29 protein-coding genes are annotated in these 20,436 nt (G+C 70.2%); 7 read left to right on the top strand and 22 right to left on the bottom strand.

The features are described 5' to 3' along the window. Positions 1-6: 6 nt before the first annotated feature. Together ACFVWY_RS08995 and ACFVWY_RS08990 are read right to left on the bottom strand one after the other, a co-directional pair. Complete coding sequence (locus tag ACFVWY_RS08995) at positions 7-225, bottom strand: hypothetical protein (RefSeq protein WP_389868807.1); 219 nt, start codon at positions 223-225, stop codon at positions 7-9. A 47-nt stretch (positions 226-272) separates the two neighbouring features. Next, complete coding sequence (locus ACFVWY_RS08990; RefSeq protein WP_389868805.1) at positions 273-476, bottom strand: hypothetical protein; 204 nt, start codon at positions 474-476, stop codon at positions 273-275. 157 nt (positions 477-633) lie between these two features. On the opposite strand from ACFVWY_RS08990, the gene ACFVWY_RS08985 reads away from it, so the two are divergent. Together ACFVWY_RS08985 and ACFVWY_RS08980 are read left to right on the top strand one after the other, a co-directional pair. Beyond that, complete coding sequence (locus tag ACFVWY_RS08985) at positions 634-1,584, top strand: hypothetical protein (RefSeq protein ID WP_389868803.1); 951 nt, start codon at positions 634-636, stop codon at positions 1,582-1,584. 111 nt (positions 1,585-1,695) lie between these two features. Beyond that, positions 1,696-1,932 (top strand): helix-turn-helix domain-containing protein, encoded by a 237-nt coding sequence (locus ACFVWY_RS08980; RefSeq protein ID WP_389868800.1) that lies wholly within the window; start codon positions 1,696-1,698, stop codon positions 1,930-1,932. Positions 1,933-2,546: 614 nt separating this feature from the next. Here ACFVWY_RS08980 and ACFVWY_RS08975 read toward each other — a convergent pair. Beyond that, positions 2,547-2,693: a hypothetical protein gene (locus tag ACFVWY_RS08975; RefSeq protein WP_389868797.1), complete on the bottom strand. Its 147-nt coding sequence runs from the start codon at positions 2,691-2,693 to the stop codon at positions 2,547-2,549. 197 nt (positions 2,694-2,890) lie between these two features. On the opposite strand from ACFVWY_RS08975, the gene ACFVWY_RS08970 reads away from it, so the two are divergent. The 4 genes from ACFVWY_RS08970 to ACFVWY_RS08955 are packed head-to-tail and all read left to right on the top strand — an operon-like array spanning position 2,891 to position 4,782. After that, positions 2,891-3,154 (top strand): hypothetical protein, encoded by a 264-nt coding sequence (locus ACFVWY_RS08970; protein ID WP_389868794.1) that lies wholly within the window; start codon positions 2,891-2,893, stop codon positions 3,152-3,154. Next, positions 3,123-3,653, top strand: coding sequence for a DUF6879 family protein (locus ACFVWY_RS08965; protein WP_389868792.1), 531 nt, complete (start codon positions 3,123-3,125; stop codon positions 3,651-3,653). The genes ACFVWY_RS08970 and ACFVWY_RS08965 overlap by 32 nt, the downstream gene beginning before the upstream one ends. 25 nt (positions 3,654-3,678) lie before the next feature. After that, complete coding sequence (locus ACFVWY_RS08960) at positions 3,679-4,548, top strand: helix-turn-helix domain-containing protein (RefSeq protein WP_389868789.1); 870 nt, start codon at positions 3,679-3,681, stop codon at positions 4,546-4,548. Between the two features lie 27 nt (positions 4,549-4,575). Next, complete coding sequence (locus tag ACFVWY_RS08955; RefSeq protein WP_389868786.1) at positions 4,576-4,782, top strand: hypothetical protein; 207 nt, start codon at positions 4,576-4,578, stop codon at positions 4,780-4,782. 10 nt (positions 4,783-4,792) lie between these two features. Here the strand turns inward: ACFVWY_RS08955 and ACFVWY_RS08950 are convergent, their stop codons facing one another. Beyond that, positions 4,793-4,933 carry a hypothetical protein gene (locus tag ACFVWY_RS08950; RefSeq protein WP_389868783.1) on the bottom strand — a complete coding sequence of 47 codons (141 nt, stop codon included), beginning with the start codon at positions 4,931-4,933 and terminating at the stop codon, positions 4,793-4,795. A gap of 486 nt (positions 4,934-5,419) precedes the next feature. On the opposite strand from ACFVWY_RS08950, the gene ACFVWY_RS08945 reads away from it, so the two are divergent. After that, complete coding sequence (locus ACFVWY_RS08945) at positions 5,420-5,686, top strand: hypothetical protein (protein WP_389868780.1); 267 nt, start codon at positions 5,420-5,422, stop codon at positions 5,684-5,686. 234 nt (positions 5,687-5,920) lie between these two features. On the opposite strand, the gene ACFVWY_RS08940 is transcribed toward ACFVWY_RS08945, so the two are convergent. The 18 genes from ACFVWY_RS08940 to ACFVWY_RS08855 form a co-directional block, all read right to left on the bottom strand. Beyond that, positions 5,921-6,562 carry a collagen-like protein gene (locus tag ACFVWY_RS08940; protein WP_389868777.1) on the bottom strand — a complete coding sequence of 214 codons (642 nt, stop codon included), beginning with the start codon at positions 6,560-6,562 and terminating at the stop codon, positions 5,921-5,923. Then, positions 6,559-6,825 carry a hypothetical protein gene (locus ACFVWY_RS08935; RefSeq protein ID WP_389868774.1) on the bottom strand — a complete coding sequence of 89 codons (267 nt, stop codon included), beginning with the start codon at positions 6,823-6,825 and terminating at the stop codon, positions 6,559-6,561. The genes ACFVWY_RS08940 and ACFVWY_RS08935 overlap by 4 nt, the downstream gene beginning before the upstream one ends. A gap of 30 nt (positions 6,826-6,855) precedes the next feature. Beyond that, the gene (locus ACFVWY_RS08930) at positions 6,856-7,092 is read right to left on the bottom strand and encodes a hypothetical protein (protein ID WP_389868772.1); all 237 of its coding nucleotides are present in this window, start codon (positions 7,090-7,092) and stop codon (positions 6,856-6,858) included. Positions 7,093-7,095: 3 nt separating this feature from the next. Then, positions 7,096-8,067, bottom strand: a complete 972-nt coding sequence (locus ACFVWY_RS08925; protein ID WP_389868769.1) for an N-acetylmuramoyl-L-alanine amidase — start codon at positions 8,065-8,067, stop codon at positions 7,096-7,098. 57 nt (positions 8,068-8,124) lie between these two features. Next, complete coding sequence (locus ACFVWY_RS08920; protein WP_389868766.1) at positions 8,125-8,403, bottom strand: hypothetical protein; 279 nt, start codon at positions 8,401-8,403, stop codon at positions 8,125-8,127. A gap of 90 nt (positions 8,404-8,493) precedes the next feature. Next, complete coding sequence (locus ACFVWY_RS08915; protein ID WP_389868763.1) at positions 8,494-8,721, bottom strand: hypothetical protein; 228 nt, start codon at positions 8,719-8,721, stop codon at positions 8,494-8,496. A gap of 50 nt (positions 8,722-8,771) precedes the next feature. Next, positions 8,772-10,172 (bottom strand): hypothetical protein, encoded by a 1,401-nt coding sequence (locus ACFVWY_RS08910; protein WP_389868760.1) that lies wholly within the window; start codon positions 10,170-10,172, stop codon positions 8,772-8,774. Between the two features lies 1 nt (position 10,173). Beyond that, positions 10,174-11,106 (bottom strand): hypothetical protein, encoded by a 933-nt coding sequence (locus ACFVWY_RS08905; protein ID WP_389868757.1) that lies wholly within the window; start codon positions 11,104-11,106, stop codon positions 10,174-10,176. 5 nt (positions 11,107-11,111) lie between these two features. Further along, positions 11,112-12,284, bottom strand: a complete 1,173-nt coding sequence (locus ACFVWY_RS08900; protein WP_389868754.1) for a siphovirus ReqiPepy6 Gp37-like family protein — start codon at positions 12,282-12,284, stop codon at positions 11,112-11,114. Then, entirely contained in the window at positions 12,281-13,234 is a 954-nt protein-coding gene (locus ACFVWY_RS08895) for a phage tail protein (RefSeq protein WP_389868752.1), read from the bottom strand. Before ACFVWY_RS08895 ends, ACFVWY_RS08900 begins: the two co-directional genes overlap by 4 nt. Further along, positions 13,235-17,038, bottom strand: coding sequence for a hypothetical protein (locus tag ACFVWY_RS08890; RefSeq protein ID WP_389868750.1), 3,804 nt, complete (start codon positions 17,036-17,038; stop codon positions 13,235-13,237). Between the two features lie 153 nt (positions 17,039-17,191). Then, a complete protein-coding gene (locus ACFVWY_RS08885) occupies positions 17,192-17,638 on the bottom strand; it encodes a hypothetical protein (protein ID WP_389868748.1) in 447 nt (148 codons plus the stop codon). 14 nt (positions 17,639-17,652) lie between these two features. Next, positions 17,653-18,159, bottom strand: a complete 507-nt coding sequence (locus tag ACFVWY_RS08880; protein WP_389868746.1) for a hypothetical protein — start codon at positions 18,157-18,159, stop codon at positions 17,653-17,655. Between the two features lie 4 nt (positions 18,160-18,163). Then, positions 18,164-18,652, bottom strand: coding sequence for a hypothetical protein (locus ACFVWY_RS08875; RefSeq protein WP_389868744.1), 489 nt, complete (start codon positions 18,650-18,652; stop codon positions 18,164-18,166). 1 nt (position 18,653) lies between these two features. Next, complete coding sequence (locus ACFVWY_RS08870) at positions 18,654-18,815, bottom strand: hypothetical protein (RefSeq protein WP_389868741.1); 162 nt, start codon at positions 18,813-18,815, stop codon at positions 18,654-18,656. Positions 18,816-18,830: 15 nt separating this feature from the next. Beyond that, a complete protein-coding gene (locus ACFVWY_RS08865) occupies positions 18,831-19,283 on the bottom strand; it encodes a hypothetical protein (protein WP_389868738.1) in 453 nt (150 codons plus the stop codon). Continuing rightward, positions 19,284-20,099, bottom strand: coding sequence for a hypothetical protein (locus ACFVWY_RS08860; protein ID WP_389868737.1), 816 nt, complete (start codon positions 20,097-20,099; stop codon positions 19,284-19,286). A 9-nt stretch (positions 20,100-20,108) separates the two neighbouring features. Beyond that, positions 20,109-20,369, bottom strand: a complete 261-nt coding sequence (locus ACFVWY_RS08855) for a hypothetical protein (RefSeq protein WP_389868735.1) — start codon at positions 20,367-20,369, stop codon at positions 20,109-20,111. Positions 20,370-20,436: the final 67 nt, after the last annotated feature.

Raw genomic sequence — 20,436 nt, 5'->3', positions numbered from 1 at the left:
CGCCCCTCAGCCCGCGAGCCGGAGCGGGCACGGCCCGGCGGTGGCGAGGCGCTCGCCGCCGACCGCCGCAAGCGCGATGTCGACGGCAGTCCGGCCCGCGGCGGTCAGTCGGCCGCCGCGGGTCAGGGTGGGGCCCGCGTACACCAGGGTGTGCCCTGCCGTCCGATCTACCCAGGTGAGGACGCCGTCCGGGAGGCCGGTGGCGAGGTGTACGTGGACGCACATGGTCTGCTCTTCTCCCCGTTGGTGTGCCGTCGTGGTGCGGGTAGCGATCAGCCCCAGCCGAGGTCCCCGTTCGGTGTGGTCGTGGGGCTGGGTGTCGGGCTGCTCTTGGGGCCGGTGACACCCCATCCGAGGTCGTCGGTGGTGGTGGGTGCCGGGGGCGGGGCGGCGGCCTCGTCGGCAGAGGCGGCGGCGGCCGGGATGGACAGTGCTGCGGCTGCGACGATCGCGGCGGCTGCGATACGGATTCTCATGGGGGGTGCCCTTCACGCGAGAGTGATTCGAACGCACGATCGAGTAACGCGCGGTGACCATATCGTCACATGTGATTGACGCGTGAACAAAGTGCTGAGGCATGCCAGAATCGGCACCCGCGTGAACCGGCATCATCAACCAACGGGGGTTGTACGAATGTTGAGTAAAAACCTGGGCGCCGCCGAGGTATCCGCGTACCAGGCGATCGCCTCCGGGGAGCACCCCGAGCCGTGCCTCGCCACCGACCGACTCACGGCCCTTGGCCTGGTCGAGCGCCGTGCACACGATGGCGAGTGGGTGGCGCACGACCCCCGCTCGATCGCTCACGGGCTGATGGGCTCCGCCCTCACGGAGCTGCGTGACCTCGTTGACCGCATCCATCACATCCCCGCCCTGGAGTCGCTCGCGGAGGACTACGACCCGCACCGGATGTACGGCGGCCCGGCCTCCGAGTACCTCCCGACCAGGGACGCGATGAACGGACGCATCGGCGACGTCGCGGCCGGGGCGTCCACATCCATCCTCACGGCCCAGCCCGGGGCACCGGCCGACCGTGACCCGCGCGTCGTCGCCCTTGGTGCGCAACGGGTCGTCGACACGCTGGAGGCCGGTGCCGAGGTGCGCTCCCTGTACACCAGCGCCGCGGTGAGCCACGGCCAGACGGCCGCGTACGTGCGGCAGATCGTGGACGCTGGCGCCCAGGTGCGGACGCTGTCCGGGACGTTCCCCCGGATGATGATCGTGGACTCGAAACATCTGTTCGTGGACAACCACGTCGTCGCCGGAGCCGACGGCAACGCGGGCTGGCACGTAACCGACCGCGGGTGTGCGGCCTGGGCTGAGAGCGTCTTCGACGCGCTGTGGGACCGGGCCGCGCGGTGGAGTGCTGCGGGTGCCCGGCCGGGCACGGTGACGACGGGGCGGCAGCGGCAGATCCTGGTGGAGCTGGAGGCTGGGTACACCAAGCAGCAGGCAGCGAAGCGGCTCGGGCTCGGGGAGCGCACGGTGACCGGGGAGTTGTCCTCGCTGCGGACGGAGCTCGGGATGCGGACGCTGTATCAGGTTATGGTGTGGTGGGCGACGTCCCGTGATCGCGATCTGCCGTAGCACCTGACCCCCTGCTCAGATCCTGCCGAGGGTGCACCCTGCCGTACAAGATCAAAAAATGCTGCTACATAGCTGCTGACATCAGCTTATGCGGGCCGAAGTGTTTGTCGAGTGCCGCACCATGATCATCCGACCTGGCTCGACGACGAGCGCCGCCGCCTCGGCGACCGGATACGCACCCGACGGATGTGGTGCAACCTCACCCAGGAGAAACTCGCCGACCGGGCCGGGATCTCCCGCGACACGGTGCAGAGGATCGAGCACGCCACCAACAACCCGAGACTGAGCGATCTGTTGCGGATCGCCCGTGCCCTCGACACCCCGCTCGCCGACCTCCTGCGGGAGTAGCCCCGGCCGGCCGACGGGAGACGGTGCGACCGGGGCGGTCAGTGACGCTGCCACGCAGGTTCCAGCGACCGTAGGTAATCGCGGTACTCCCTCACCCACGCGAAGAACTCATCTTCGTCAGCGTCCGCCCGGACCATCAACGCCTGGTGGAACTCCCACGCGTCGGCGCTGATCTCATACGAGCACCCGGAACACAGGTACCAACCCCTGCGCGACGGGCTCAGCTGTCCAGGACAGCGAGGGCAACTCATTGGTCTCCGTGTATCCGGGCTGCGTGTTGCCGCAGCCCCAGCATGTCCACCAGCCGCCGACGTTTTGGCTCATCTGGCCGCCGCATTTGCCACACTGCATAGTGCCTCCTGCTCGTACGGGTGGGCGGTACTCCGCCTCGGCCGCGGTCCTGCCAGGGAATGAGCGGCTGAGGCGGGGCTATTGGGTGTTGCTGCAACAGGGGCCAGCCCACGCCTCTACATCGAGGACGTGGGCGCCCTGCCGGATAGGGATGACGCCAACTCGGACGGAGCCGGTGGTGAGGAGGCGCCTGCACCAGATGCAGGCCCGTCCGGTGGCCTGGTCCCACGTCAGCGTCTCTGGGGCGGGGAGCGAGCGGCCGGTCACTGCGGTCCTTCCGTGCACTGCTCGCACTGGCATGCCGGGTAGTCGTGGGAGGTGGGGATGGTCTTCACCGGGGCAACCTCGGCCTTGGGCTTCACGACGCGCGTGCACCCGTACTGGTCGACCTCGTACACCTTGATAGTCATCACGGGTAAACCCCCCGTCGCGGTCAGCGAGATGCGTCAGACCGTAGGGACCTGGTGTGCGCGCACACCAGCCATGTGCAGATCTGTGCGCACAACTACTCTCCCGGGGGAAACTGGTGCGATGTCCCCTTGACCGCGCTCTCGCCATACCCGACGGTGTTGCACACAACTGCACAACCCCGAATCGGAGGCACCACATGTCGTTACAGTTCATCGGAATCGACCCGCAGACTGGCGACGAAGAGAGCCCCACTGTGTGGGTCGACCAGGATAAGAAAGAGCTTGTCTTTCAGGGATGGAAGCCAGGCCCCGAGCTCGAAGCCGAGTGCGCCGCCCTCGAACTCCCCGGGCACGCCATAGGAATCCCGGACACCGAGGCCGTCGTCCGCATCCCCGCCAGGATGGTGGACATGATCAGGGAGGCGTGCGATGCCGTCGAACGTGCCGACCAGGTTCGCTGACCTGCTGGCCCATTGTGAACGATCCGCCGTCCACCTGGAGATGCGGGATGTCTACGCCGTCGACAAAGAGAAGGGCCCGTTCGCCGAGTGGCGGAGCGGCTTCCGTCACGACCCGGCAGACCGTGCATCCTGGTGGCGGCCGTGGCTTGACCTGGTCTCCGACACCGTGGGCCGCGGCGTCGTCATGCGCCGCGCCCGCATCGTGTCCGAGCCTGTCAGCGAGTACATCCAGTACGAGCACTCCGGCACCTTCACGAATATCGCAGCTGGCGAACAGGTGCGGTGGCTGCCCCGCCGCCGCGCCTCCGACATCGCCCTGCCCGGCAACGACTTCTGGCTGTTCGATGACTGCCTCGTGCGATGGAACCACTTCGCTGGCGACGGCTCGTCACAGGGCCCGGAGCCGACCGCCGACCCGGCAGCGGTGAAGCTGTGCAGTGAGGCGTTCGAAGCTGTGTGGGACCGAGGCGTACCTCACGACCAGTACGAGATCCGCTGACGGCTGCACCCGGACAGGCCAGCACATGACCGCATCGCCCTCCTCCTCGGCCCAGACCGCGCGCGAAGTCGTCGCAGGACGGCTGCGTGACCTCCGTAAGGGAGCCGGGCTCACGGTCACCGAGCTGGCCGCCGGATGCGGCTGGCACCACTCCAAAACGTCCCGCATCGAGAACGCCCGTACCGCCCCCTCCGCAGGCGACATCCGCCGCTGGTGCCGGGCTGCTGGTGCGGAAGGGCTCGCCGAGGACCTCGTCGCTCAGTCGCTGCACGCCGAGTCGATGTACACCGAGTGGCGGCACCAGGTTCGCCACGGGCTCAAGCAGCTCCAGAACAGCTCCGTTGCCTTCTTCCGGCAGACCGAGTTGTTCCGTATCTACTCCTCCTCGCTCGTCCCCGGCCTGCTCCAGACCGAGGGGTACGCGGCAGCCGTACTCAAGATGAGCGCCCGCTTCCGCGACTTGCCCGTTGACGACAGCGCCGAAGCCGCTCGCGCCCGCGTTGACCGCTCCCGCGTCATCCACGAGCGAGGCCACCGCTTCGTCCTCCTCATTGAGGAGGCAGTACTGCACTACCGGATCGGCGACGCCGATGCCATGGCCGCCCAGCTCGGCTACCTCCTCACCGCCGGGGCCCTGCCCGCCGTCTCACTCGGCATCATCCCGACCACCGCGAGCCGCACGCAGTGGCCTCGCGAGACGTTCCACGTCTACGACAACTCGCTCGTCTCCGTCGAGCTGGTATCGGCCCGGATTCGCATCACCCAGCCCAGCGAGATTGCCGTGTACACGAAGGCTTTCGAGGAACTACGCCAGACCGGGGTGTACGGCGCGGCAGCACGAGGCCTGATAGTGAAGGCAATCGACGCGCTGGACGACGCCCGGTCCCGCAGGTAGTCAGGGCCTAGTCATACGATTCCACCCGTGGCGATCGAACTGAGTGACGAGCTGATCGAGCTAGAACGGGCGGCCTGGGCCGAGCAGCAGCAGAACCGGCTGACAGTGGAGACCGCACAGGCCGTGCAGGCGGCGATCACCGCGCACGCCGAAGCGACCGGACAGTCCCGGTACGAGGTTGAGCGGGCGCTGAAAATCGCCGTCCGGCACCCGGCCGAGGGCGACGACAGCTGACCCTCAGCGGCTACGCGTCCGCGGCGATATGCCCGTGCCCGTCGCACGTCATGCACTCGATGACCGGCTGATCCGGCTGGCACAACGGCCCGTCGCACTCGTGCGCGTACGGGTTGGCGACGGTCCGTGTGCCGTGGCTACAAGAGGTCACGGACCAAGCGGATCACGCTCACACACGTCGAGACCACTGATATGACTACCCGCCATCCAGATGCCCGGTCCTTGGCCATGATGCGTCACCCTTCTGCCTGCTCCGTGAGCGCCAGCTAGACCGCTGACGTTCTCTGACACCGGAGTTATGTGGGGGTGAGGCGGGTTTCTTGCACGCAGTTCGGAAAAAATGCATCGGAACACAGAACGTCCCCCTCCCGCATCTGCGGGAGGGGGACGTTCTGTACGTAGATCCCGGCTGCGCCAGGAGCCTGACGGGCACGAAGAGTGAAGCGCTATCCAGAGCGTTACTACATGCCCCGATTTTCCCTCCATCGAGTGACGCCCTAGCTGAACGGCGACCAGCGGACGACCATTGTCGTTGATTTGACTGGAGCGCAGCAGCGCTTCACGGTTGCGTCACCTCTCGCCCATCCGCCAGCCAAAGCAATCGAGCGAGAGGTGACGCCTCACAGAGGAGTCAGCAGTGGAACTCTCCCCTGCGGGCCAGGATGAGCGTCCTGGCCGCAATCGACCGGCATCGATCGACCGCAGTCTTCACTCAACCACCGACGTCGTGTTGGCGGCGATGGGCGGAGCGGCCTTTGCGATGCTCGTCATCGTCCGCACCGCAGATGTATGGCAGTCCATCGCGCAGGCGGTAGCGCTTACTGCGGGCCTGCGATTGGCGCTCAGCACCTCACCGGCGGCCGCGCGGGTATGGGACAAGATCCGCCGGTTCATGCGCTCGTAGCCTCCGCTTCACCGTAGCTCGGTCCCCCCTGACTACCTCGGGGTACTTGGCGTGCACGGTAATTCAACGGCAGCAGTGAAATCAGGTTCCCTGAATTGTGATCCCGTCACCCATTTGGGTGGCGGGATTTTAGTTTCCTGATGCGTCAACGTGGGATGAAAATGCCTTTGGCATATGCGAACTGCTCCAGCTGATATTTCGGTGGTGGGCTCGCCAGACGGGCCAGCCGCAAGGTCATGACCTGCGGCGGTCCGGCGGGAGGCCAACCACGCTCCGGCTGCTCGGCGCAGGATCTGGGGCACTCGGCGTAGTCCGACGGCACACCAGGGCATCCGAATCACCTGGTGGTGGCTGGAGCGAGTAGCCAGCCGGGCATGTTTGCCCGTCGCGGCCGTCCCGCCCGGCCGTGCCGTCCTTCCCCGCGGGCCCGGCTGGTCCGACGGGTCCGGCCGGGCCCGGCACGGTGGAGTCGACGCCGTCCCTCCCGTCCGCACCAGCCGGTCCGGTCGGGCCCGGCGACGCCGACGGCCCGGCGGGTCCGCGCTCGCCACGGGCGCCGGTCGGTCCCGGCGGGCCCGGGATCTGCACTGGGACCGCGGCCCGCTCCGGCAGGTCGTCGACTGCCTGCTCGGGGTCCGGGGCGGCCGGTACGTCCCCGCGGGCCCGGATCTGCGACCGGAGCGTACGGACGTCCGTAGCCAGCGTCGAGACTGCGGCGCCGCGGCGGTCGGCCTCTGCCGCCATCCGGTCCGCGCGCTGCTCGGCGGCGTTGATGCGGAGGAACGCCAGCGCCAGGCCACCGCCGAGGAAGAGCAGACCAGCGACGACCCAGAGCAGGGCCCGGCGGCGGTAGAACAGCCGCTCGGTGCGCGTCACGGCGTCCCCCCCAGCTGCGTCACGAGCAGGCGCAGCCGCGCGCTCTCCGCCCGCTCGGCCGCGAGGTCGCTGCGCAGCGTCGCCAGCTCGGATCGCAGTTCGGTCCGTTCCTCCTGGAGCTGGTCGGTCAGGCTGTTGTAGCCGGTCAATGCTCCGCCCTCCCGGGCCGCTCGCGTGGCGCCCCGGGAGCCGTAGATGGCGGCTGCGGCTGCCACCGGGCTGGCCAGCAGTGCGCCGAGCGCGGTGAGCATCGCAGCATCCATCAGGCCCCCTCGTGGCGCTGTGCGGGCAGGTCAGGCGCCCCGGGCGGCGGACGCCGGGTCAGCGGTAGCGGACAGGGTGGACGCGGTGCCCGCGCGGCCGAGCCGACCAGCCACCCAGCCCTTCGCGGAGGACAGAAGCAGCGCGGCCGGGGCCGCCCACCACACCGGCAGGTCCGCCAGCTCGACGGCGACCAGGCCGAGCGCGGCCTGCGCCCCGGTCCACCCGGCCCGCTCGGCGAGGTCCAGCAGCAGAGGCGTGCTCGCCATCGTTCAGCCCTCTCGGGTGTTGATGTTGACGTCGATGACGGCGCGCTCAATCGCTGTCTCCACCGCGGCGACGATCGTCGCGGTGTCGGCGCCGCTGCCGAGCTGCCCGGCGAGTGTGGTGATCGCGGCGGTCTGCGCGGCCATCCGCTTGTCCATCGAACGGATGCGGGCCTGCATGTCCTTGAGGATGGACTGCGCCTGCCACGTCGGGTTCGTCGAGTGGTCCGCCGCGTCGGCCGGGCCGCCGATCGCGTCGGTCTTCCACACCGCGTCGAAGATGTCGCGCTTGGTCATTCCGGCCACGGGGTCCTCCGTACTCGGGGTGGTGGGGTTGGGGGTGTTGCTGCTGGGGTTCCAGCTGGCGGGGTGGGCCAGGCGCTCGGCCACGTCGGCCCGCAGCTGCGCCATGCTGAAGCCGCGGGGGTCGACCTTGTCGCTCGACCACTCCAGGTGGCCGATCACGGACCGGGCCGACCAGCCGTGCGCCCGGCACAAGGCGGCCTGCACCCGGACGATCGCGTCGTACTGCGCAGCGGGCCACGGGTCCTTGCCGTCGCCGAGGTTCTCGCACTCCCAGCCGTAGAACCGGGCGTTGCCGTCGACCCCGTTCGCGTTGCCCTTCGTGGGCGGGGTCGGGCGGGTGCCGTACGACTCCGCGGTGACCTGCGCGAGCACGGCCGGGTCACCGCCCCCAGCGTGGTTGGTGCGGCCCCAGCCGACCATGTGCACCCGGCCGTCCTTCGCGATCATCCCGTGGCACAGCGGACCCGGCAGGGACGCGTACCCGTCGCGCACGATGCGCACGGTGGCCGCGGTGCCGGACGAGACGGTGTGGTGCACGATCGATCCGTTGACCGGACCCCACGGGCCCTTCGAGTTCCGGTTGTGGGTGCGCCAGTTCCCGACCTCGACGACGCGCACACCCTCGGCGCGGAGAGCAGCGAGGACGGCGGCGGCGGACAGGGGTACGGCCATGTGGCCTCCAGACATGGGAAGGCCCCGGCTGTGACAGCCGGGGCCGGGATGGACAGGTCAGGGGGTGTGCGTGATCGTCGTCGAGGTGGCGCTGCGCTGGTTGGTCCAGCGCTTCTCCACTGCCACGTAGTACGTCGGGTACGCGGCGGCCAGCCGGGCGCTCAGGACCGCGGCGATCGAGGTGATGTCCTGATCGGTCAGCACGTCGGCCATGTAGCCCGGCACCGGGAGGGTGATCTGCGGGCCGTCCATGTCGGTGTCCGAGGTGGCGGCGACGACGCGGAGGGTGAAGTCGTCGCCGCTCGAACCGGAGTAGGTGGGGCGGGTGAGCGCCATGGGTGCCTCCTGGGCATGAAGAAGCCCCGGCCGCGGGCGCGGCCGGGGCGAATGAGGGTGTGCCCCCGCGCCATGGCGGGGGTACCTTGATCAGGCGGTGGTGACGTCCTGGGTGGTGATGGTGGCCGGGACCTGAAGGCCGGGCAGGGCCGCCCGTATCCCGGCGATGGCCGCCTCCAAGAGGGCCTGTCGGTCGGCCGAGCTCAGATCGCCGTAGACCGGCTGGCCAGACGTGATGCTGATCATCACCGTGGCCTTCACCTTGTCCGGGTCCGAGCCGCCGTACGGGCGGAGCTCGGCGCTGACGGGGATGGACATGCGGTTCTTCCTTTCGATCACCTCGCCCGTGCGGCGAGGAAGCTTGAGGCCTAGACCAGGGCGAGGGCCATGACCGGCACGTCGTGGTCCGTGAGCACTCCGGCCGCCGACTGGTCGAGCGACGGCGGGGTGGTGGTCTGAGCTGGGAGGTACCAGGCCCGCGCGAACGGCGCCCCCAGGAAAAAGTTCGCCGCGGCTACGGGTGCTTCGTTCTGCACGTGGTAGAACGCGTAGTCGGTCGCGGCCCCGGTGGTGAGTACCCAGGTGATCCAGTACCGGCCGGGCGGCAGGGTCACGGTCGACGGCATCGCGATCGCGGTCGCGCCGATGTGGCTGCTGATCATCTGCGGCGGGCTGCCCGCCGTTTGCCCGGCGGCGGCCAGCGCGACGGGGGCTCCGGTTGCGGTGACGTTCGTTCCGTCTTCGCGGTAGATCCCAGCGGCGAACCGAGCGGACGGGACACCGCCGTACCCACGGGCGAACATCACCACCGAGTTGACGTTGGTCGGCTCGGTGATGTTGATCCCGCACACGTACAGCCGCTGCGGCGCCAGGTACTTCGTGCTCGGGTTGGCGACCGTGGCCGGGTCGCACGTCCACGCGGCGAACCCGAGGCTCTGCGGGGTCCAGGTGTTCTGCGGGGAGCTGCCTACGGTGACGGTTCGGCCGTCGCCCTGGAGGACGCGGAGTCGGCCGGCTTGCGCGTAGGCGACCACTCCGGCGGCCGGGGTGGTCGTCGGGACAACGGACGCGTTCTGCATGCCGAGCACGTACGTGCCGCCACCAAATGGCGCCGACGTGGGGCCGATGCCGAGGTTGTAGAGGGTGTTCGCCGTGGCGTCGCTGTAGATGCTGCCGCTCGGCAGCACAGAGAACCGCTGGCCGCCCGTTGGCGCCCCGTAGACGGTGAGCGGGGGGTTCGTACCTCCGCCCCGGATGATGGTCCAGACGCCGTTCAGGGTGCCGACCGTGGGCCAGCCGCCCGTTCCGGCCGGGCCGCGGATGTTCGCCTTCAACGACCACATGGTGGTGCCGTATGAGTACAGGTCACCGGTGCTGGTGTTCAGGTAGATGTCGCCCCGTACCGGGGTGATCCCGGTGGCCTCATCGGGTGAGGACGCGCCGAAGAGCCAGTGTGCCCCGGGGTTGCCCGGTTCGCCCTTGCCGCCGCTGTGCGCGTACAGCCAGGCACGGCGCCCGTCATCGGCCCCGGCGTCCGCCCACATCCCGAACACCCCATCCGGGCCAGAGAAGCCCGGGAGCTGGCCGCGGTCGTCGGATGTCACCGAGGTGACCGGGGTGCCGCCGAGGTCGAGCAGGTCTGTGTACTGGGTGCCGTCGACCGGGGAATCCCAGAACGTCACCAGCCGGTTCGGGGTCACCATCCAGATGCCGTCTGCCGGGGCCACGATGAAGTCTGAGACGCCGCGCCCGAACTCGAAGCGTGCCATGTCAGTTCACCACCCAACTCACAATGGACCCGAGTACGTTCTGGTTGGTGTTGACGCCGGGGTGCTGCGTGAGCCACACCTGCCCCGGCCGGTCCGATGCTTTCGAAAAAATGGTGACCCTTCCGATCTGCGAGCCGGTGATCCAGACGATGCCGTACTGGTCGCGGGTGGGGTGCCGGTACGCGGCCGGAACGAGCATCGGTAGACGGCTCTCCGTCTGCGCGCCCAGGTTCCCGGCTGCCCGGGTGCAGGACCCCAGCCGGAAATGCACGCTCCCCGACTGCGCCTCGATCACTGCCTGCGTGCCTGCGGTCCAGGCCGTGACCGCGGAGTCGACGGATACCGGGGCAGCCGGGTCGTAGATGGCACGCCACGCCGAGCCGTCCCACAGCCGTACCCGGCCGGAGTCCGTCTCGTAGGCCATCTCTCCGACTGCCGGTATGGGGTTGAGGTGGGAGGACAGGCCGGGGCGGACTCGGGCCCCCACGTACAGTTCGGAGCGGATCACGGACACGGACGTGGCCCCGGCCGGAACGGTGACCCCGGCGAGCAGAATCTCCCACACACCGGTGTCGCCCGGGTTCTGGGTGAGCGGCGGAGTCGCGGGAGTGCCCTGTTTGACGACCGCGCGCACCGTCCACGTCGTGCGGTCCAGGCGGAGTACCACCCGGTCGGTGCGCGCCACTGTCCCGGTGTTCGGGGCGATGTTGAGGGTGTCGCCGGTTGTGCCGGATGTCCAGGCGTGCCCGCGGACCGACGCGGTCACCCCGGCCCGGATGGTGACGGTGAGCCCGACACCTGCGGTCGCTACCGCTGGGGCGGCCGGAGAGCCGTATACCCCGTCGCCGGAGAAATGCGCGGCCAGTTGCTCGTACTCGGCATCGGTCACCGCCCGCGCGTTGTGGGCCGGTGACGGCCAGGAGTCCTGTGCCATCTGTGCTACCTCGTTTCCAGTCGGCCCAGGCGGCGGGCCAGATCGCGTACGGTCCGCACCGTGGCGGACGTGGTGGTGCGGTCGTTGTTGCCGATCACGGACGTGACCAGTTCGCCGGTCTCGGGCGTGGCCTCCAGCCGGATCGTCTGCACGATGTCGGCGACCTCCAGCCCGGTCGGAAGCACGACGGTGACGCGGTCGCCGAGCTCGTAGTCACGACCGGCCCGCAGGTCGTCGGTATCGACCGTCACCGTGGCCAAGCTGGCTTGGGGGTTGTCGTCGCCGAGCGCGAGCGTCCCGGCCTGCGTCAGCTCACCGCCGGTGTCGTCGAGCACGCCGGTCCGGTCCACCAGGCGCTCGACCCGGTACCAGTCCGCCGCCGCCCCGCTGGCCACCTCGACGTAGACGCGGACGTTCGGCGGGGTCGCCGCCGAGCTGGGGTCGCCACCGCCCTGCACCAGTTCAGACGTGGCGAGCGGCGCCCCCATGGTGAACGAGACACTGCGCAGGTTGCCGAGCCCGGCAGAGAAACGGGCCGTCCTGGTGCGGTCAACCGGCCGGTACACCCCGAACCGAATCTCGGTGCCAACCTGCCGGGTCCGGAACCCGAGCCCGTCGATCGCCGCGGCGGTGCGGCATGCGTCGAGCAGGGGCTCGAACCGTGTGCGCAGCGATCGGGCACCACCGACGCCCGCCACGTCGTCGAGCATCAGGCGCTCGATGCGGCGGGCCGCCACCGCGCCGGGCCCGCAGTTCTCGTTCACCAGCGCGCGGATGACGGCTTCGGCGTTCTGGTTGGTGAACGTCCGGGCCCGGTCGGTGACGGTGTCCTGCGCCGTGAACGCCTTCCCGGGTTCGGGGTAGGTGAGGTATCCGGCGACCCGCGCGAGGTCGTCGGAGAACGTCACCGTGACGCTGCCCCCGGCGTTCTGCGCCAGGTCCCAGGTGTAGTCCTGCGGTTGCTCCATCGGGCCCGCGCACCACACCTGCCCGTCCCGGATCACTACGAGCCGGTGGCCGGGCTGGAGCAGCTGCATGTACTCGGGCCGGGCCGGGAGGGACACCGACCCGGACGCGGGGGCGTTGTGGTTCAGATCGCACGTGAGCCGCGTCCACCCGTCGAGCGGATCGCCGACGACGCGCAGGTTGCGATCGGTCACCAGAAAATGAATCGTCATGCGGTCTCGTACCTCGGCTGAAAGATCAGGTCGACGGCCGACCCTGTCTCGGCGCCGTCGAGCTGGAACACGACCGGGGTCTGTCCTGGTGGGATGCCCCACAGGGTGGCGGTCGGCCAGTTCAGCCCGCTGATCAGGTTCTCCCCGGTGCCGGAGCGGACGCGCAACGGGTCGGTCGAGACCGTCACGGTCTCGCCTGCGAGGAGCGGGCCGTGAACGGTGTCGGCCATGGTCAGAGTGAAGGACTCGCCGGTGGTCTCCTGGGTGAACGTGATGGCCGACGCGGGCCCAGTGATGGTCCACTCCGGCCACACGTCGGTGTCGCCGGGGTTGGTGACCGTGGTCGCGCCGAGCACCTGCCCGGACGACAGGGACGGGTACGGCACCAGGAAATCCACCTGGGCGCCGGTCTCGCGGTGCACGGTCACGGCGGCGGCATCGACCCAGTACGGGTCCTCGCACCACAGGGTGAGCACCGCGCTGTCCCAGGTGATGCCGGTGGCGTGCTGGCCGCGTCCGTCCCATCCGTCCGAGTAGTGCACGGCGATGCGCCGCGTCGACCCGCTCGGCCGGGTCACCTCCAGCACCCCGGGGCCCTCCCGCAGCGTCCGCGTGAACGCCCGTGCCAGCCGCCGCCAAGTCGCCGTGAACTGCCCGTGGTCGCTCCCCTTGACGAGTACGGGCCACACGATCGTGCGGGGCTGCGGCTGCACGTGGCGCAGCCGAGCCCCGCCCCGAGGATGCGGGTCCGACGTCAGCTCGTACGGAACCGCACCCATCCCGGACACCCCGTCCGCGAGGGTGTACCAGTCCGCCGTCAGGTCGGTCATCGGCCACCTGGTCCCGGTCGGGTCCACGTAGGTGACCGTCGCGAACCCGACCTCGGGGATCTCCACCGGCGGCCCGCCGGGCTCCTCGGGGACGTCGGCCCGTGCCGCGATCAGGGGCATTTACCTCGGCCTCCCTATCCGCTCGCGCGCTTCTTCCTGCCGCTGGATCAGCCGCAGGTCCTGCACGTCGATCACGCTGCTGCGGGGGTAGATGTTGTAGGTGACCGGCGGCCGGTCGGCGGCGGGCGCCGCGGCGGCTCCTTGCGCTGCGGGCAGGCCGGGCCGGGCGGCCCGACCCACCGGCAGCTTCCCGGCGTTCAGGTTGTCCATGAACGCCACGCCGTACCGGGCGACGGCGGCGGCCTTCACCATGTACTCGCCGGTCGAGCCCCACACCGGCACGGAGTCGGACGTCGATGTACCCGGGCCCTGGACCAGTCCGCCGCTGGCCAGCGCGATACCGCGTTCCTTCATCCCCGCCACGAATGCGCCAGAGCCGGGCAGGGCCTTGATCTGCTTGGCGTACATCGGCGCCAGGTGCGCGAGCATCGGCCAGGACACCCCGGCCGCCACCACGTCCTCGACCGTGGCGTTCTTCTTCCCGGACAGAGCGCCCATCAGCTGCGCCGCCGCGGTCAGTTCCTCGGTCGACAACAGCCCGGCATTCGCCTTGAGCGCGGCGTTCGCCTTCTTCGCACCCGAACCCGATTTCACCGCGGCGGCAGCAACCGCCATCGCTTCGGCGTCGCCCTGCGCCGCGAGCTGCGTCGCCAGGTCCCCGTACCCGCTGCTTGCCAGCTTGACCAAGTCGTCCTGGAACTTCTTGCTGGTGCTGGTCGTGGTGGTCAGCTGCCGGGTGTAGTCGGCGAGCGTGGCCGCCGCCGTTGGACCCAGCTTCCGCAGGTTCGCAACGATGCTGTTGAACTGCTTCGTGCTCGCCTTCGCGAGAGCCGCGACAAGCGCCATGCCCGACTCGCCCATGCCGCGCAGCGTCTCCTCCACGTCGGCCCCGGCCTTGCCGCCGATCTTCTGTAGGTTGCGCTCCCACGCAGCGCTCTTCTTCACCGCGTCGTCCAGGTTTTTGCCGTACCCGGTGAGGCTGAACCCGGACGGCGCCCGCGTGCCGGACTTGAGCCCAAGGGCCCGGTCTGCGGCGTTCACCACCGCCCGTGCATCGGCCACCGCCCGCCGGGTCGCCGCCGTCGATTGCTTCGCCTGAGCGCGCAGCGCATCGTTCAGCTGCGCCCACGCGTCCCGCAGGCGCTGCATGTCCTGGTCGTACCAGCTGCTCACCGTGGACGTGCCGATCTGCGCAGTGCTCGGCTGGTAGGCGAACCCGCCGGACGCGAACCGTCCGACCGGGCCGCCGGACGCCAGGCGCTGCGCGTTGATCGCGTCGAGCAGGGGCAGACCGTACCGGTCAACCGCCGACGCCCGCACGACGTACTCGCCGTTGGAGAGCATCGCGGGGATGGAGTCGGACGTCGATGTGCCAGGACCGTTCACCTGCCCGCCCCCGGCCCGGAACACGTACTTGCCCGCGTACGGGCCCGGGGTCGGGTTGGTGTACCGGCTCTGGACCGTGATGTACGCCGTCGCGCTCTTCCCGTCGAAGGACGCCAATCGTCCTTCGGCTTCGGCGATCTTCCGTTTCAGGTCGGCGATCTCGCCCTTGATCCGGGCAGTCTTCGACGACGGGGCCGACGCCAGCCGGTCCCGAGCGTCGGCCAACTTGGCTTTCAGGTCGTCGATGTCACCGCGCAGGAACGCGGTCTTGTCCGGGGTCTGGAGAATCTGATCAGCCAGGGCACGGGCTTGCGCCCGCGTGAGTCCCATCTGCTGCGCGTTGGCGATGAGCTGCTGCCGCCCGCGCTCGTAGATCCCGGACACCTCGGACCAGGACGCACCCGAGTCCCGGGCGGATGCCGCAGCTTCGTCCGTTTTGGCCGCAAGGTCGGAGAGTGCACTCGCCGCGGTGCGGGCCTTCTCCGTGCCGAGGTCGAGCTGCCCGCCGGACATGCTCAACGCGCCCGCGTTCTCCTGCGCGGCCTTCGTTGCGGCATCGATCGCTGCTTCGAACCCGATCATCCCGGAGAGGCCGCTGCGGTGTACGTCGTTCAGGGCCTTGATGCTCTCGCGCAGCCCATCAGCGGATCGCTTCTGCGCGTCGAGCTTGGCCTGCACCTCCTGCGACTGCTGCCCGAACAGGCCCATGCTCTCGGCGGCCAGCTGCTGTTCGAGCGCCTGCCCCTTGAGCGCGGTCGCGTACTTGTCCATCTGCCCGCGGATCTCCGCGCTGGACAGTCCCTGCTTCTCCAGACTCGCCACGATGCGGTCCAGGGCGGCGGCGGCAAGGTCGGCTTGGCCCCGCGAAACCATGTCGGCCAACGACTGGTCCAGGGCCTGAACGTCGCTTTTGGCGTTCTTCACCGGCGTGGAGTCCATGCCGATCAGCGACGTAAGACTCTGCTGGACCTGGTCCCAGCCTTCCGGGTCGATGGCCAGCTGCATCGCGTCCGCCAGCCCCGACAGGTCCCGGCCCCACGCCTGCAACGCCTCGCCGGACACGGCACCGGTACGGGCCAGCGTCGCGAGCGAGATGTTCAGCTTGTCGACGTCCGGGGCGCTGGTCTGGCTCTTCGAGCTGATCGCGTCGAGACCGACCAGCAGCAGCCCGAGCCCCGTACCAGCCATCGCCAGCTTGGCGCCGCGGGACAGTCCGCCGATCGCGGCCGTCATCCCGCTCAGCACACCGGGCGCACCGGCCGCCGCCGCCCGCAGCGCCACCACCTGCGTCCCGAGCGCGAGCAGCGCCGCCCGCGCGGCACCCGTGCCCACGGCGGCCAGGCGCACGGCCTTGATCGCGATGGCCACCTGTAGCAGCGTCGCGATCGCGTCGGGCGGTACGGCGGAGGCCACGCTCGCCAACGCGTTGACGACGTCGAGCATGCCGACACCGACGTCTGCCCCGGCCTCCAGTACGTTGAGGAGAGCATCGCCGATCTGCTCCAGCGTGTCCCAGACGGCGGGGCCCTGCTGGCGGGCGTAGTCCATCCAGCTGTTCAACCGGCTGTTGTCCAGCTCTCCAGCCTGCGCCCGCGCCAGGAACACCGTCAGGGAGTCGACGCCGTGGCGCATGGTCCGCTCGGTGAACTCGGTGAAGCGGGCGTTCAGGGCGTCGAATCCGGGCGTCGAAATGGCGCCGCCGAGCAGCGTCACGAGCCGGTCGAACTGGCTGCCCGCTCCCTTGGCGAGACCGGTGGTCCGGGGCAGCAGCGCGTTCGCGATGGCCAGGCTCTTGGTCACCGGGGCCATGACGTCGTCCGACACGGAGTCGGACCACTCCTGGTACCCGTCGCGCAGCAGCCCGAACGCAACGGCGGCCTGCCGGGTCGCGGGCGGCAGGGACGCTAGTTTCCGCTGGTACGCGACCTGCGCGGCGGCGGCCTCCTGCGACGCTGCGCCCGACTCCTCCACCGCGTCCTGGTACGCCGTCTGTGCCTCGGCGGCGGCGGCGATGGCGCCGATCTGCGGGCCGAGCGCGAGCGCGTACGCGCCCGCTGCGACCGTCACCGCACCAAGCTGCCCGGCGAGCACGGTCGCCGAGCTGGCGAGTCCTGCCACGGCCGGGATCGCTGCCGGGGCCAGGCTGATCAGGGACGCACGCAGCGACTCCCCGAGCCGGTGGCTCTCGTCGCGCAGGTTCGCGAGGGAATCCCGCGTCGCGGACGATGAGTCCCGCAGACGGCGAGCCGCTTCGTCGGCGGCGAGGAACCGGCCGCGCAGGTCCCGCAACTGCCCGTCCGCGTCAGCCGTCACCCCGGACAGCCGCAGCCGCAGCCGGTCCGCGCTGTCGGCGGTGCCGTTCAGGACACGGGACAGCTCATCACGACCGGCCAGTGTGAAGGTGAGACGCTGCGCCACGGTCACCCCCTATGGTCTGCTGGTGCTACTGGGCGGCCCGTAGGTGCTGGTCGATCCAGGCCACCGCCGACGCCAGCTCATCCGGCGACAGACGGTGGATCTCCCACGGGCGGATGTGCAGGTAGTGCGCGAGGAGCCACCGGTACTCGGTGATCAGTCCTCGGAGACTGTCCGGTCGGGTACCAGGTGGCCTTTTCCCACGGCGTCGAGCGCCCGCTCGACGTCGGCCGGGTCCGCGGCCAGCTTCCGCAGGTGCGGAAGCATCGAGTCGATCGCGGAATCTTCGTTCTTTGCCAGGGCCTCGGCGAGGATGTTCGACAGGACTTCGTCGATCTCGGTCCGCTCGATGCGCGCCGTCAGCCGACGCCGCCACCCGGGGACATCGAACGACGCGAACGCCAGGGTCTTCTCGGTGCGGCGGCGGTACGCCCACAGGACGGCGCGCATCGCGGTGGGGTCCTGCCCGCGCAGCCGGTCCTCAATCGCCCGCCACGGCACATCGCCCATGGCTTCCTCGATCGCGGCGGCTTCGATCGCCGACAGGTCGTCGGTCGTCACCCGCTCCGCGGTGCCGTCGTCCTGCGTGTACGTGATGATCACGGTGGTGTTCTCCTCTACTCCAGGTCTCTGCGCACGTCGCGCAGAACCCGCTCGATCTCGGCCCGCATCCGCGGGGTACCTGCCTGCACGGTGCGCGACCACCAACCGGACGGCCGCGCCCACTGCGTCGCCCACCGGCGCCGGTGCCCGAACACCGGGTGACGCACCCGGCCGTTCTCGATGACCCAGGGCATGTTCCGCAGGTCCGGGGGCAGCCGGGCCCGGTCCATCCACACCCGGGCCCCGGGCTGCGCACCCTGCCGGACACTGATACGGATACCCCGGGCGAGCGTCGCCCGGAGCGGCCGGGTCGTCGGCGACGGGCCGCCCCGGCCACTGCGCCCCGAGCCCGGGAGCTGCACGGTTCGGATGGCCTGTTGCAGGTCCCGGTGCAGGGGCTCGGCCGCCCGCCGGGTCCGGCGGGCCAGGTTCTGCCGCAGCCTCGGGCCACCGGCCGCGCGCAGCCGCCGGGACAGTGTCACCAGCTGCCCCGTGCCCAGAATCTGTACCGAGCCCGCCATCAGATCAGCCGCCTGCCGCCGGGATCGTGACGTTCTCCGCGGGCTCCGCAGTGATGGCGACCTGCACCATGATCTGCGCGGCCGAGTCCAGCTCACGCACCTTCGCCTGCGAGGTGATCGTCACGGGGTACACGTCCATCGTCTGTGTGGGCACGTCACCCTCGTCCATCCACACGATGAACCCGGTCGACTCCCGGACCAGGAGCGACCGCACGTCGTCGCCGTCGCGCGAGGCCCAGAACGTCAGCGAACTGTCGGCGGCGGTGATCGCGCCGCCCACCACCGGCGTGAACCGGGAACCGAGCGCCGGAGTTGCAACGGTCTCGCTGGTGGTCTGCCAGCCCGCCATGGCGCCGGTCTCGCCCTCCAGCGCCGTACCCGCGTCCAGCTCACCCCTGGTCGGGGCCGCCTTGCTCGCGATCGTCGGCACCCACAGAACCCGCGTCACGCCACGGCGGTAGTACCGCACCGACGCGTTGATGGGAGTCGCCATATCAGTTCTTCTCCTCGCTGCTACGCCGACGGCCCTGCGCCGCGGCGATAGTTCTGCCGGGCTGGCCATCCACGACCTGCCACCCCGATCGCTCGTACTGAGGCACGGAGATCTCCGCCACCTCGATCTCCTGCTCCACTCCGGCGTGCCGCATCCGCACCATGACCTGCTCCGTTCTCTACGTGAATCCCCGGCCGGCCACTGTCAGCAGCAGTACCGCCGTCGCGCCCCGGTCCGACTGGTCCTGTACCAGCTGCGTCGCCACGATCGCGGCCTCCACCGACCGCAGACCCACGGTCGGATCGGCGCGCAGCCACTCCTCGACCCGGGCGGCGATCTTGTACGCCCGCCGCCGGGCGGCCGGTATGTCGGTGTCGCCGCGCTGCGCGATCGCTGCGACGGTGACCTGCCATTCCTCCTCGCGGCCGGTGCCGAGGTCGGACCAGCCGCCCACGGACTGCGCCGCCTGGAAATCGCCCTGGGGGTCGCCGTCGAACCCGACGATCAGCCAGTCTCGGATGTTGTCGTTGGTGACCTCGGGCCCGTCCGACACCCGCACCTCTGCCAGGCCCGGATCTGCCATGCCGAGCTGCACCAGGCGGTCAATGACCTCGGGTACTCGTGATCCCATCTACGCCACTCCTGGCGGCAGTCGGTCCGGCTCCAACAGATGCAGGGCCCGGTTCGGGACGGCGTAGCCGAGCCCCGGTATGGGCTCGGTGACGCTGTAGTCCTGGCCACCACCGGCCAGGCCCCCGCGGGCGCCGCGCTGCGTGAGCCAGAGGTGTTCGAGGATGATCCGGGCCCCGGCGGAGACGTTCTCCGTGACGGCGGTACGCCCGGCCCGGTAGGTGATGCGCAGCCGTCCGGCCATCCGCCCGCCGTCGAGCCGGAACAACTCCCCGGTGGCCGGGTCGACGGACAGTCCGTCGACCGGGTAGGCCGAGGCCCCGGACGCCACCGAGTCGACCGCGGTCACGGCGATGACGGGGGTGCGCAGCAGCACGACGGCGGCAGCGTCCCGAACGTCGTGTTGCTCGACGAACGTCCGGGGGACGACCGGCCCGACGTAGTACTCCACCGCCCGGGTGGTGGCCGCGTTCCAGAACTGCACCTCGGCGTCATCCCGGGTGCTGGTGAGGTTGAGGTGTTGCCGGGCGTCGGCCAGCGACAGGATCGCGGCCGGGGTTTCGTCCTGGACGTCGAGCACGTCGACCGACGCGGCGGCCGGGCCGGTGAACTGCCAGCGGACCGTGTGCCGACCGGCCGCCGTGGTGACGTAGTCGGCCTGGTAGCGGCCGGGCTCCGATTCGACGGCGGCCGGGGTGGCGGTGGTGCCGTCCGGCAGGGTGACCGTCACGGTCGCGGTGGCGGCGGTGGTGAGGGTGCCGCCCGGGTCGCGGCACTCCCCGGTCAGGCGCGCGGTCGCGCCGAGCGCGTACGGCACGGCGCCCGCCTACTTCGTGGAGCGGCTGCCGCGCGGGCGCCGCTTCGGTGTGCCGTCGTCGACCAGGGACAGGCTGCGCGGTTCGCCGGGCTCGGCCGTGGCCTGCTCGACCTGCGGGCGCCGTGCGGCCAGGTGGTCATCCACGGACTCGAACGCGGACTCGCGGCCGGTCACGATCGGGTCGTTGTCATCGAGCAGCTGTCCCGCCCGTACGACGCGCGGCACGCCACCGTCGTAGGCCGAGAACGAGCGTATGCACCGCAGTGCCATGGGGTTCTCCTCTCCGGACGACGGTGGCCCCACCCCAGTGGTGCAGGGGTGAGGCCACCGTGGTGAT

Source organism: Streptomyces sp. NPDC058195, from assembly GCF_042883525.1.
Classification (GTDB): Bacteria; Actinomycetota; Actinomycetes; order Streptomycetales; family Streptomycetaceae; genus Streptomyces.
This window is presented reverse-complemented; position numbering and strand designations above follow the sequence as displayed.

Excerpts from the sequence above, each read along its gene's own strand:
- ACFVWY_RS08925 (WP_389868769.1), bottom strand. The coding sequence starts at position 8,067 with ATGGCCGTACCCCTGTCCGCCGCCGCCGTCCTCGCTGCTCTCCGCGCC.
- ACFVWY_RS08870 (WP_389868741.1), bottom strand. The coding sequence starts at position 18,815 with ATGGTGCGGATGCGGCACGCCGGAGTGGAGCAGGAGATCGAGGTGGCG.
- ACFVWY_RS08855 (WP_389868735.1), bottom strand. The coding sequence starts at position 20,369 with ATGGCACTGCGGTGCATACGCTCGTTCTCGGCCTACGACGGTGGCGTG.
- ACFVWY_RS08990 (WP_389868805.1), bottom strand. The coding sequence starts at position 476 with ATGAGAATCCGTATCGCAGCCGCCGCGATCGTCGCAGCCGCAGCACTG.
- ACFVWY_RS08930 (WP_389868772.1), bottom strand. The coding sequence starts at position 7,092 with ATGGCGAGCACGCCTCTGCTGCTGGACCTCGCCGAGCGGGCCGGGTGG.
- ACFVWY_RS08985 (WP_389868803.1), top strand. The coding sequence starts at position 634 with ATGTTGAGTAAAAACCTGGGCGCCGCCGAGGTATCCGCGTACCAGGCG.
- ACFVWY_RS08875 (WP_389868744.1), bottom strand. The coding sequence starts at position 18,652 with ATGGCGACTCCCATCAACGCGTCGGTGCGGTACTACCGCCGTGGCGTG.
- ACFVWY_RS08975 (WP_389868797.1), bottom strand. The coding sequence starts at position 2,693 with ATGACTATCAAGGTGTACGAGGTCGACCAGTACGGGTGCACGCGCGTC.
- ACFVWY_RS08920 (WP_389868766.1), bottom strand. The coding sequence starts at position 8,403 with ATGGCGCTCACCCGCCCCACCTACTCCGGTTCGAGCGGCGACGACTTC.
- ACFVWY_RS08905 (WP_389868757.1), bottom strand. The coding sequence starts at position 11,106 with ATGGCACAGGACTCCTGGCCGTCACCGGCCCACAACGCGCGGGCGGTG.
- ACFVWY_RS08900 (WP_389868754.1), bottom strand. The coding sequence starts at position 12,284 with ATGACGATTCATTTTCTGGTGACCGATCGCAACCTGCGCGTCGTCGGC.
- ACFVWY_RS08970 (WP_389868794.1), top strand. The coding sequence starts at position 2,891 with ATGTCGTTACAGTTCATCGGAATCGACCCGCAGACTGGCGACGAAGAG.
- ACFVWY_RS08865 (WP_389868738.1), bottom strand. The coding sequence starts at position 19,283 with ATGGGATCACGAGTACCCGAGGTCATTGACCGCCTGGTGCAGCTCGGC.
- ACFVWY_RS08880 (WP_389868746.1), bottom strand. The coding sequence starts at position 18,159 with ATGGCGGGCTCGGTACAGATTCTGGGCACGGGGCAGCTGGTGACACTG.
- ACFVWY_RS08915 (WP_389868763.1), bottom strand. The coding sequence starts at position 8,721 with ATGTCCATCCCCGTCAGCGCCGAGCTCCGCCCGTACGGCGGCTCGGAC.
- ACFVWY_RS08935 (WP_389868774.1), bottom strand. The coding sequence starts at position 6,825 with ATGGATGCTGCGATGCTCACCGCGCTCGGCGCACTGCTGGCCAGCCCG.
- ACFVWY_RS08995 (WP_389868807.1), bottom strand. The coding sequence starts at position 225 with ATGTGCGTCCACGTACACCTCGCCACCGGCCTCCCGGACGGCGTCCTC.
- ACFVWY_RS08895 (WP_389868752.1), bottom strand. The coding sequence starts at position 13,234 with ATGCCCCTGATCGCGGCACGGGCCGACGTCCCCGAGGAGCCCGGCGGG.
- ACFVWY_RS08960 (WP_389868789.1), top strand. The coding sequence starts at position 3,679 with ATGACCGCATCGCCCTCCTCCTCGGCCCAGACCGCGCGCGAAGTCGTC.
- ACFVWY_RS08910 (WP_389868760.1), bottom strand. The coding sequence starts at position 10,172 with ATGGCACGCTTCGAGTTCGGGCGCGGCGTCTCAGACTTCATCGTGGCC.
- ACFVWY_RS08965 (WP_389868792.1), top strand. The coding sequence starts at position 3,123 with ATGCCGTCGAACGTGCCGACCAGGTTCGCTGACCTGCTGGCCCATTGT.